Genomic DNA, 10,967 nt, shown 5'->3' with positions numbered 1-10,967 from the left:
TTTCTCGACGTAGTGCGGTCGCCGATCTTAATGTGCGCCGCTTGTCTTGCAGATCTTCAGTTTCGCTTTGATCTCGATGGTTGAGGGCCGTCTTCGTTTCGTTATTCCGGTGCGTACCTGTCGTCCATTTCCTGATGCGCGAGTTCGGAGCGCGATCGCTCGTCCGCCGAAAAGCCGGTAATTTGCGGTACCACACGACGATGCTACCGGAGATTAGTCGAGCGCGTATTCCTCGGAAAAATGAGGCAGGCCGACCAGTGGGTGCGGCAGGAAAAGTTCTGAGACAGCACTTAAATTGAATGATCCGTTCTGCGTCGATTTGCGTATGGTTTTCTGCGCGAAGAGGGGTAATTTCTGGAAATAGCATCCTTCGGGACGTGGTCGATTGGACGACGCGCGGTGAGTCGACCACGGGAAGCGTTCGAAGGTCGAAATGCTCGCTCAATCCCTTGAACGCCCCACCGGCCGATGTCTTCACTTAGTATTACGAGTCGCCGCTCCGCCAGCGCCGCTTCATAGCTTCGGAGAGGAGTTTCCAACAGCAGATGTGATTCGTCCCTGAACGTGACTGGCTTAGCTGCAACTCTGCCAGGACGCTCATGAAAAAGCCGTACCTTTGAAAGGCGTTGCGAGCTCAGGCCGATATATGATCCGGCAGCTGCAAACTGGACTCGGAACTCCTGCAGTGGTTCTGCTCCGACCATACACCCTTCGGAAAAATCGGAACGAAATTGTCGGGAAGGTTCGTTAAGAATTTACCGATGCCGTACAGTACCGCAGGATTTTTATCACGCCGAAAACTGGAAATGCCCTTGGCGGCCCGAGACTGCTGACGATCGTGCAGTGCCGTACCTTGTAGTGTACTACTCAATCCATAGTGTACTACTCGACTTGATATAGGCGTTGACACCAAATGTTGTAGTGGTGTTCGCTAGGCACGTGGCGGATGCGGAGTGGTTGGTGAGGAGTTTACCGCATGCCGGCCGAGCAGTCAGTTTCGATTTGGACCACACCTGGGCTTGAGTCTCTCGCGGGACGGTTCGCTCCTCGCAACTTAATTCCGGATAGCTCACGTTCTCCCAATGCGTTCGAAGCGTCAAGTTTCGATCGCATGGTTCATCCACAAAATCAAAGTCGAGAGGAGCTACGGTGATGCAGGGATCGAAAAGCCACGGCAACCATGAAACAGGCCGCTTTGCTGGACCGTCGATCTCCGACCACGAGTATCTTACAGTGGTCGAGACGGCGGCCAGGGCGCGACTTTCGCCCAAAACGCTATACAACTGGATCAGCATGGGCAAAATCACGCGCGCGGCCGGAGTACACCACGCCGGCCGCAAAGTGGTGATCCATTGGTCGACGTTCGAAGCGATGGTACTGCGAGGAGGTGATCTGCTTGGCTAGGATTGAAGGCGATCACGGCCGATTGCTCGTGACCTTCCAGTATCGCGGACAACGCTGCCGCGAATACATCGGACTCAAAGACAATCGTGACAATCGACGGGCCGCAGCCAGGATAGCCAGGGAAATCGAACTGCAGATCGCGGCGGGAAAGTTCGACTACCAGGCGCGCTTTTCTGAAAGTCACAATCTCGATCGTTTCGGGCTCGCGAAGGCGTCCGACGATCGCGTCGTTTTCCGTGACTTTGCTCTTCAGTGGCTCGACGAGCTCAAGCCAACCGTCGCAAAGTCCACGGCCTACGGGTACGGGCGGCTGCTCGAGGCTTACATTCTTAAATCGAGCTTTGCCGAAAAAAAGATCGACGAGATTCACGACGGCGACATCAAGCGGCTGATCGCGCAATTGCAGGAGCGGGGACTCGGGCCGCGCTCGATTAATATCGTCGTGGCTCGACTTCGAACGCTCTTTTCAACCGCGAGGATTCGCAAGCTCAGAGCGGACAATCCGGTCGACTACGTCCGTAACCTGCGCGAGACAAAGCCGGAGATCGATCCATTCACGCTCGACGAGGTCCAGGCGCTCTTGCGAGCGGCGCGCCTTTCCGAGCGGACGTTCTTTACCATTCTCCTCTTTGCCGGATTGCGGCCGGGCGAGGCATTGGCGCTGCGCTGGGATGACATCGATTTCCGCGAAGGGTTCCTCAAAGTCCGCCGGCACCTGAACCGCTTCGGAATGGGATTGCCGAAGACTACATCGAGTGAGCGCGACGTCATCATGCTGCCTCCCGTTCGCGATGCGCTTCAGGAGCAGCGAGCACGAACTCAATTGCGCAGCCCATTCGTATTCGTGAACGAGGGCGGCAAGCAGCCGTTCGACCTCGACAACATCCGCCAGCGTAACTGGATCAGTTTGCTGCGCCGCGCGGGCCTCCGGCATCGGCCTCTCTACCAGTGCCGGCACACGTACGCGACGTTGTTGCTGAGCGCCGGCGAAGACATGCGCTTCGTCGCCTCGCAGATGGGGCACACGACGCTTGCGATGCTGATCCGGCACTACGCGCGATGGAGCCGCCGATCGCCGAGCGGCGGCAACGCTATCAGCAGGGTGCTGGAGAGTTCCGGCTTGTCAAAAATGCCAGAAATATGCCAGAAAATGGTTTCCGGAAGGTCCGGACCGATCGGTCAGGGGCTTGAAAATCACCTAAAAAGCCTTGATTTTGTTGAGGAATCTAATGGAGCGGGTGATCGGTTTCGAACCGACGACCTTGTGCTTGGCAAGCACACGCTCTACCAACTGAGCTACACCCGCTCGCCGCTCCGAGGTGGACTAAATGATTTAACGGGCGCCGGTCAGCAAGTCAAATCGCCATCCGTTTGCTGCCGCCCATCCGTTGCATCGGTTTGAGCGCTGTCAACACCCGCGCGTAGTAATCGATCCCCGACCATACCGCCACGATCAGCGAAATCCACAGCACGAACATCCCGAACGCAAAGCAATCGACGTGGAAGTACGTGTAGTGGATGAGCAGCCCGTGGATCGCGATCGATTGCAGCGCCATCTTGTATTTGCCGAGCTCTTCCGCCGCGACGATCATGCCTTCCGCCGCCGCGACTGCGCGCAGCCCCGTGACCATCGTCTCGCGCGCGACCAGCACCGCGACCATCCATGCCGGAACATGCGGCGTCCGCGCCATCCCCGCGAGCATGATGAGCGCCGTCATCACGACCAGCTTGTCCGCCATTGGGTCGAGGAACTTGCCGAGCGTCGTCACCGAATCGTAGCTGCGCGCAAGGTAGCCGTCGAAGTAGTCGCTGATCGTCGCGACGAAGAAGACCCCCGCTGCCGCCCACGAGGCCGCCGGCGACGTATACATCAGCAACCACACGAGGATCGGCGCGGTTGCAAAGCGAAAGTACGTGACGAGGTTGGGCGTGGAGAATGCCACGGCAAATTCCTGCTGCGCGCTCTTCGAGCGATGTCCCATCCCTTTGGATCGAGGATAGGTCATCCATGGAACGGGAGCAAACCAGTGCAACGCGAGCCTTGACTGCCTGGCCGCTGGGGACTAAGTGTCAAATTGACGCAAAGATACGAGGTCAGTTTGATGAAGCATCGCTCTCCACTCCACAGTGATTTTCTCGTGATCGGCGGGGGGATCGCCGGTCTTACTTTCGCGCTGGCCGCGGCCGAGACCGGCACCGTTACCGTCCTGACCAAGGCCGATAGCGGCGAGGCGAACACCGCGTATGCGCAAGGCGGTATCGCCACGGTATGGAGCGTCAGCGATTCGTTCGAGTCGCATGTCGACGACACGCTGCGCGCGGGCGCCGGTCTATGCGATCGCGCCGCGGTCGAGGCGATCGTTCGCGGCGGTCCGGCGGCGGTGCGTGAGCTCATCAGGTACGGCACGCAATTTACCAAGCTTGAAAATTCGAACGGCGAAAACGAAGTCGAGTACGATCTTGGCCGCGAGGGCGGCCACAGCCATCGCCGCGTTCTGCATGCGCAGGATTTGACCGGCCGCGAGATCATGCGTGCGCTGACTGCTGCCGCCGCGGCGAATCCCAATATCCGCACGCTCGAGAATCACGTTGCGATCAATCTGCTGGTCGAGTCGCCGAGCGGCGGCCATCCTGGCGCATGCTGGGGCGTGTATGCGCTCGATCGCGCGACCAACAAGATCGAAAAGGTGCTCGCGCGCGCGACGCTGCTCGCCACCGGCGGCGCGGGCAAGGTTTATCTCTACACGACCAATCCCGACATCGCGTCGGGCGATGGCGTGGCGATGGCATATCGCGCCGGTGCCGCGATCGGCAACATGGAATTCTACCAATTCCATCCGACGTGCCTCTTCCATCCCGCGGCAAAGTCGTTTCTGATTTCCGAGGCGCTGCGCGGCGAGGGCGCGATCCTGAAGCGTCCCGACGGCACGCCGTTCATGAAGCACTACCACGCCGACGCGGAGCTGGCCCCGCGCGACGTCGTGGCGCGCGCGATCGATTCCGAGATGAAGCGTCACGGTCTCGATTTCGTTTACCTCGATCTCAGCCATCGCGACGCCGGGTATATCAAGGACCGCTTCCCGAACATCTACAAGCGATGCCTGAGCTACGGCATCGACATGACGGCCGGTCCGATTCCGGTCGTGCCGGCGGCGCATTATATGTGCGGCGGCGTGGTGACTGACCTCGATGCGTGCACATCGATCCCCGGCCTTTACGCGGCTGGCGAAGTCGCGATGACTGGGCTTCACGGCGCGAATCGGCTCGCCTCGAACTCGCTGCTCGAAGCGGCGGTGATGGGCCGGCGCGCGTTCGACTCGGCGCGCGAGGTGACTACCGGTGGACGTCCGCCGGAGTTCCCCGAATGGGACCCGGGCCGCGCGATTCGCGGCGAGGAGCGCGTGCTCATCACCCAAAGCTGGGACGAGATTCGACGTTTGATGTGGAACTACGTCGGAATCGTGCGCAGCGATCGGCGTCTCGATCGCGCCCTCAGTCGCATCGAGTTGCTCAAGGAAGAGATTCACAGCTACTACTGGGATCACCTGCTCGACGGCGACCTGATCGAATTGCGCAATCTCGTGGTTGTCGCGGAACTCATCGTGCGCTCGGCGATCGCGCGCAAGGAATCGCGCGGCCTCCATTACAATATCGATCACTCGAAAACCGGCGGCGAAGAATTGGTCAAGCCGACGATCATCGAGGGCGAATCAGTTCAGGATCGCGTTTGACGCCTTGAGCGGTTGCTCGATAAATTTCGATATCGTGTTCCGTTGCGGAGGATGTCGTGACACGCCAATTTGAAGTCAGACCTCTCGATGCTACTTTCGGCGCTATTGTCAGCGGCGTGAAACTCGCTGCGATCGACGATTCGACGTGGCGGGATCTCCATGCGGCGTGGCTCGACTATGCGCTCCTGATCTTTCCCGATCAGTTTCTGAGCCGCGACGAGCAGATCGCCTTCGCGCGCCGATTCGGCAATCTCGAGTTCGACATCGCGCCCATCAGCAACGTCAAGAAAGACGGCACAATCATCGCCGAGGACGACGATAGCGACGTTATGAAGGTGCTCAAGGGCAATATGGGCTGGCACTGCGACAGCACCTACATGCCCGTGCAGGCGAAGGGCGCCGTGTTTAGCGCCGAAGTAGTGCCGAGCGCGGGAGGGGAGACGGGATGGGCGGACATGCGTGCCGCGTACGACGCGCTCGATGATAAGACTCGCGCCAAGGTCGAGCGCCTCACCGCCTACCATTCGCTCTACTATAGCCAGTCGAAACTGGGTCATCGTCCGAAACGGGGTAGTGACTATAGCGGTTATGGCTTCCACGATGGTCCGGTGCCGCTGCGGCCGCTGGTCAAGGTTCATCCGGATACGGGCAGAAAGTCGCTCGTGATCGGCCGCCACGCGCACAACATCCCCGAGATGGACAAGTCTGAGTCAGAGCGCTTCCTCCAGGAGCTGGTCGATTTCGCATGCCAGCCGCCGCGCATCTATCAGCATACATGGAAGCCAGGCGAAGCCGTGATCTGGGACAATCGATGCCTGCTGCATCGCGCGCTGCCGTGGGACATGCGCCAGCCGCGCATAATGTGGCACAGCCGCATCGCGGGCAACCCCGAAAGCGAATCCGCGCTGCCGCAGTGAGGGTGATATATAATAGTCAGTCGATTTGACTATTTACCCATTACCGCGAGAGCGTTTTGCAGGGGCGCACTGGATATTTGGATCAATCCGGAAAATGGGCGGTCGAGCTCGAATATCAGAAACAATGCGCCCGCAACTGATATCGCGCTGAGCAGCAGCGTGACGACCACGGTCGCGTTATGAGGCGCGAACAAACCAAAACTCAGAAATAGTACACTTAACCAGAAGACCACTACGACCAGGAACGGCGTCGAGATCGAACTACTGTTCTGCTCGAACAACAACCACCGCGTCTGACCCAGGTTGAACGCTATCGATTCGGCCAGCGATTGGATAGTGCGCTGAGCGTCGGTATGAGGCGTCAGTTCCACGAGCTTATCGTATAAGACTTCACCGCTCATGCTTGAGCTTATCCCGCCGACAGATTTGCTGTCCTGCGGCCAAATCTGCGCCAGCAGCCGCTCCATGGTGCCTTTGAGAACCTCGCGGACTTCGTGGGTCTCGGGGCCGTAGTGGGCCAATGCACGATCGAGCAATATCGCATTCGCCGACATCTGCGTCAGCTCACTCGCGCGCGCGTCGTAAGAAGATTTCGCCGACGCGACCAGCAGACCCAATACGAGGGCGGCCATTGTGCCAATCAGGCCGACGCCCAATTTGACTACATCCTTACTCTCGGTGTTGAGGTGATGCGCGGGCAGGACTGTTCGCAACCCCATGCCAAGGATCGCGCCGCCGAAAACGCTGGCGAACACGACCGTGCTTAGTTCAACCGGATTCATTATACGGTTCCCCTCCCGCGTTTGTCCCCCAAAGGGAACAATATTGCACAGAGCGTGAGAATTCTTAAACCGTGCGGCCTGTGCCGCACGTGCAGTTGACGCTCGCAGGTCTGGCTGTTAATCCGTTTTGCCTCGGGTGACTGGCATGAAGCATTGGTGGATTCTCTCAACGATGTGTGTCGCGATTGGTCTGCTGGTACGAGCTTCCGCACACGCTGAAAGCGTGAACGGCTGCATCGACACTTGTACCGATACTTACAACTCCGATCAGTGGGAGTTGCAGCAGAACTGCATGAATCAATGCCAAAACCATGTGAACTACGGCGCGATCGCGTACGCGCCCGGCGATGGATCGTATGGATACTCCTACGACTATCATTCGGAGAACGAAGCCGACCGGCACGCACTGGCCAACTGTAGCGACGAAGGCAACGGCTGCCAGGTAGTGATTACCTTCTGGGAAACCTGCGCCGCGCTTGCCGCTGGCGACAACAATCGCTACGCGGCGAGCCTTGGCGATGGCGCCGGTGATGCGAGTGGCAAGGCGCTCGCGGCCTGCGCTCGCAAAGGCGGCAGGAACTGCGACGTCAAAGTATCGACATGCGCACGCGACTAGTCATTCCCGTCGACGGGTTAAAAACTCACCACCAAAGACACTAAGAAAAAATTGAGCCGAAGCGGCAAAGCCGCTTTGCTTAGTGCCTTTATGCCTTCGCGATTATTTCCTTTTTTAAGTTCTGGTGTCAGTTCCGCCGCACGTTGCGGAAGGGACCCGTGTCGAAGCGCGGTTCCTTGGGCAGATCGAGGACGCGCTCGGCGATGATGTTGCGCTGAATTTCGTCTGTTCCACCCGCGATCGAAACCGCCGGCACCGAAACCAGGATTTCCGCGATTATGCCGCCGCGCGGGCTGTCAGGTCCGGTCAACATCGCGTCGCTCCCCGTTATCAATGTGTGAACACGGGCGCATCCGCGGGCGACGTGGCTTGCCGCGAGCTTGCCGAGCGACCCTTCGGGTCCTTGGGGACGTCCCTGGCGCTGGGCGGCTCGCGCGCGGCGCGCGGTCCACTCGGCGGATTTCGCAAGGATCATCAGCTTCGCGACTTCCTGCCGGATGATCGGATCTTTGTTCGCACCGGTTTCCTTGGCGCGCTCGATGATCAGATCGACGCGGCCGGCGCGCTGCGGATACCATTTGTAAGGCTGGTTAGCCTTCTCGACTTCGGCGCGCTCCTCCGCGTGAATCTTGCCGATGCGGGTGCCGCGCTTCGAGGGGGGCGCGAGGCCGTCAGCGCCGCGGCGCTCGTGGGCAAGCGTCGTCATGGCGACTTTCCATCCCTCGCCCACCTTGCCGACCAGGTTCTCGGCCGGCACCTTCGCGTCGGTGAAGAAGACCTGATTGAACGAGGCGTGCCCGTTCATCTGCTTGAGCGGCTGCACGTTGACGCCGGGCTGTCGGATCTCGATGACGAAAAATGACATTCCATCATGCTTTGGTACGTCCCAGTCGGTACGTGCCAGCAGGATCCCGTGATCGGCGTGATGCGCGCTGGTCGTCCAGACCTTCTGCCCATTAACGACCCATTCGTCACCAACGCGATCGGCCCGCGTCGTCGCGCCGCCGAGATCGGAGCCGCTGCCCGGCTCGCTGAATAGCTGACACCATGTGTCTTCGCCGGTGATGATGCGGCGCAGGAATTTCTTCTTTTGCAAATCGGAGCCGTGCTCGAGCAAGGTTGCCGCGGCGAGCAGCCGCACCCCGGACCTGGCAGCGCCGACCGCGCCCACTGCCGCGAATTCCTCTTCGACGACGCGGGCGAGGCCGATCGGCAGCCCGCGGCCGTACCATTGCTTCGGCCATTGCGGCATGCCCCAGCCCGAATCCGCGAGCTTGCCGCGCCATTCCACGAGCGCCATGTCGGGATCCCAATTCGCGGCGAGCCAGTTCCGGACTTCCGCGCGTATTTCCGCTTCGCTGATTTTTTCCATTGCTTACACACCCCAACGCTGCATCAGAAGCTCGCGATGGTAACTCGGTTGGCCGAGAAATGACTCGGAACTCTTGGCGCGCTTGAACCACAGATGCGTATCGTTGTCCCAGGTGAAGCCGATACCGCCGTGAATCTGGATCGTTTCGGCGGCGAGATGCAGATAGGTTTCCGACGCCGACGCCTTGGCGAGACAGGCCAGCGCCGGCCAGTCGGGATCATCCGCGGCGGCCGCCTGCGCGGCATAGTAGGCGGCTGACTTCGAGAGTTCCAACTCCAACAGCATGTCAGCGAGCTTGTGCTTGATCGCCTGAAACGATCCGATCGTGCGCCCGAACTGCACGCGCAACTTGGAATAAGCAACGGCCGAATCGAACAGCGCCTGCGCGCCGCCGACCATTTCGTTGGCGAGCGCGATCGCGGCCTGATCCATCGTGCGCGCGATCGCGGCGGCTCCGTCTTTCGTTGTGCCGAGGAGTTCAGCGTGCGCGCCGTGGAAATCGATTCGCGCCAGCTTGCGCGTCGGGTCCATCGAATCGAGGAGATGGCGATCGACGCCGCCCGAATTCGCCTTCAGTGAAAATAGCGCCAGCTCACCGCCCGCATCGCGCGCGGCGACGATCAGCAGATCCGCGATGTGGCCATCGACAACGAAACTCTTCGTTCCATCGATAATGTACGAATTGCTGTCCGGCTTTGCCGCTAGCGCGATCGCGTCGGGATTCCAGTTGCCGTTGGGCTCGGTGATCGCGAGCGTGGCGAGGCGATCACCACTTGCGATTGCGGGCAGCAGGCTTTTCTTCTGCGCATCGGTGCCGGCGTTCAGGATCGCATTCGCCGCGAGCACCGCAGTTGAGAAGTAGGGCGCGCAGAGTAGCGCCCGTCCCATCTCTTCCATCGCGATGCCGAGCTCGACCATCCCAAACCCCGCGCCGCCGTACTGCTCCGGAATGTGGATGCCGGGCAGGACGAGTTCAGCACCGAGCTGGCGCCACACCTCGCGATCGTAGCCTTCATCTGTCGCCATCAGACGGCGCACCGCCGTCGTCGTCGACTTGTCGGCGAGAAACCTTCTGAGCGCGGAGCGGAACTGCTCCTGCTCGTCGGTGAAGGCGAATTGGATGCGCCGCGCCGGCTCGGCTCTCGATTCGTTTGATGCGCTCATCGCAATGAAACCTGCTCCGCGACGATCGTTGAAGATGATCGTCTAATGCCACGAACAGGTCGGGTGCGGCAATGATCGCGGGCTTCGTTGCGATGCTACTGAACTTCGAGGATTTCGCGAGCCTGCCTGCTGGTCGCGACTTCGTGACCCATCGCGCGAATCATCGCCGCGGCGCGCTCGACGATTTGCGGATTACTCAGTTGGCCGTCGCGCGCGTACTGGTAGTCCTCGAGGCCGACGCGCACGTGCCCGCCAAGACTCGCGATCGCCGGCACGAGCGGCAGGTTGTCGCCGCCGAGCGTCGCCGCAAACCAGTTGCATCGCACACCTTCGATCATCGCGAGGTACGCCTCGAGACTCTTCATCGTCGGCGGCAGGCCGAAGTTCTGCTCCGGTCCGCCGAGATAGAACTTGAGTATCAGAGGTTCGGTGATAAGTCCCTGATCGAGAAACACTAAGGCCGCGCGCAGGAAACCCGGCTCGAAGATTTGCAGAGTAGGGCGGAGTCCCAATTCGCGCGACATCTCCAGGAACTGGCGGCAGGTCTCGTAGCTATTCTGATAGACAAAGCCGGCGCCGCGAATTTTTTTGCTGCGCGGAATATATGTCGCGAGATTCACCGAGCCCATATCGGCCGCGCCGAGGTCCGGCTTGGTCACGCTGTCCTTCGCGAGCTCGACGAAATGGTGGAAGCGCTCGGCCGGCGTTCCGTCGAATGGGAATGTCGGCCAGAGCAGTGGATCGCAGACTTCGCGGGTGCGCCGATAGACCTCGGCGTAATAGGGCACGTCTTGGACCCAGCGGCCGGTCTGAGGATCGCGAACGTGAAAGTGAATCAGCGCCGCGCCCGCATGGGTCGTCGCGATCGCATCGTCGGCGATCTCCAGAGGTGAATACGGGATATTCGGATTGAGCTCGCGCGCAGCGTTTCCGTTGATCGCGGACTCGATCATGATGATCCTGCCCATAAGTCACCTCTGC

Annotated in this window: 10 protein-coding genes and 1 tRNA gene; 4 read left to right on the top strand and 7 right to left on the bottom strand. The window is 60.1% G+C overall.

Going from position 1 to position 10,967, the window contains the following annotated elements; genetic code table 11:
- Window positions 1-1,152 precede the first annotated feature (1,152 nt).
- On the top strand, window positions 1,153-1,404 hold the full coding sequence (locus tag VMA09_21665) for a helix-turn-helix domain-containing protein (GenBank protein ID HUA36230.1): 252 nt from the start codon (window positions 1,153-1,155) through the stop codon (window positions 1,402-1,404).
- 466 nt (window positions 1,405-1,870) lie between these two features.
- On the opposite strand, the gene VMA09_21660 is transcribed toward VMA09_21665, so the two are convergent.
- The 3 genes from VMA09_21660 to pgsA form a co-directional block, all read right to left on the bottom strand.
- Window positions 1,871-2,455, bottom strand: coding sequence for a hypothetical protein (locus VMA09_21660; protein ID HUA36229.1), 585 nt, complete (start codon window positions 2,453-2,455; stop codon window positions 1,871-1,873).
- A 179-nt stretch (window positions 2,456-2,634) separates the two neighbouring features.
- Window positions 2,635-2,710 (bottom strand) — tRNA-Gly (locus tag VMA09_21655).
- Window positions 2,711-2,759: 49 nt separating this feature from the next.
- Window positions 2,760-3,386 (bottom strand): CDP-diacylglycerol--glycerol-3-phosphate 3-phosphatidyltransferase, encoded by a 627-nt coding sequence (gene pgsA / locus VMA09_21650; protein ID HUA36228.1) that lies wholly within the window; start codon window positions 3,384-3,386, stop codon window positions 2,760-2,762.
- Window positions 3,387-3,506: 120 nt separating this feature from the next.
- On the opposite strand from pgsA, the gene nadB reads away from it, so the two are divergent.
- The gene (gene nadB / locus VMA09_21645; GenBank protein HUA36227.1) at window positions 3,507-5,135 is read left to right on the top strand and encodes an L-aspartate oxidase; all 1,629 of its coding nucleotides are present in this window, start codon (window positions 3,507-3,509) and stop codon (window positions 5,133-5,135) included.
- Window positions 5,136-5,191: 56 nt separating this feature from the next.
- Window positions 5,192-6,052, top strand: coding sequence for a TauD/TfdA family dioxygenase (locus VMA09_21640; GenBank protein HUA36226.1), 861 nt, complete (start codon window positions 5,192-5,194; stop codon window positions 6,050-6,052).
- 29 nt (window positions 6,053-6,081) lie between these two features.
- Here VMA09_21640 and VMA09_21635 read toward each other — a convergent pair whose 3' ends face one another.
- The gene (locus VMA09_21635) at window positions 6,082-6,834 is read right to left on the bottom strand and encodes a hypothetical protein (protein ID HUA36225.1); all 753 of its coding nucleotides are present in this window, start codon (window positions 6,832-6,834) and stop codon (window positions 6,082-6,084) included.
- A gap of 145 nt (window positions 6,835-6,979) precedes the next feature.
- Here VMA09_21635 and VMA09_21630 point away from each other — a divergent pair, with 145 nt between their 5' ends.
- Complete coding sequence (locus tag VMA09_21630; protein HUA36224.1) at window positions 6,980-7,450, top strand: DUF4189 domain-containing protein; 471 nt, start codon at window positions 6,980-6,982, stop codon at window positions 7,448-7,450.
- Between the two features lie 127 nt (window positions 7,451-7,577).
- Here VMA09_21630 and VMA09_21625 read toward each other — a convergent pair whose 3' ends face one another.
- The 3 genes from VMA09_21625 to VMA09_21615 all read right to left on the bottom strand — a co-directional run bounded on the left by VMA09_21625 (window position 7,578) and on the right by VMA09_21615 (window position 10,954).
- Window positions 7,578-8,822 (bottom strand): acyl-CoA dehydrogenase family protein, encoded by a 1,245-nt coding sequence (locus VMA09_21625; protein ID HUA36223.1) that lies wholly within the window; start codon window positions 8,820-8,822, stop codon window positions 7,578-7,580.
- Window positions 8,823-8,825: 3 nt separating this feature from the next.
- A complete protein-coding gene (locus VMA09_21620) occupies window positions 8,826-9,986 on the bottom strand; it encodes an acyl-CoA dehydrogenase family protein (GenBank protein HUA36222.1) in 1,161 nt (386 codons plus the stop codon).
- A gap of 95 nt (window positions 9,987-10,081) precedes the next feature.
- Window positions 10,082-10,954, bottom strand: a complete 873-nt coding sequence (locus tag VMA09_21615; protein HUA36221.1) for a 3-keto-5-aminohexanoate cleavage protein — start codon at window positions 10,952-10,954, stop codon at window positions 10,082-10,084.
- Window positions 10,955-10,967 lie beyond the last annotated feature (13 nt).

The organism is Candidatus Binataceae bacterium (assembly GCA_035508495.1).
Taxonomy (GTDB): Bacteria; Desulfobacterota; Binatia; order Binatales; family Binataceae; genus JASHPB01.
Note: the sequence above shows the minus strand (reverse complement) of the source record. Positions and strands in the feature narration are given on the sequence as shown.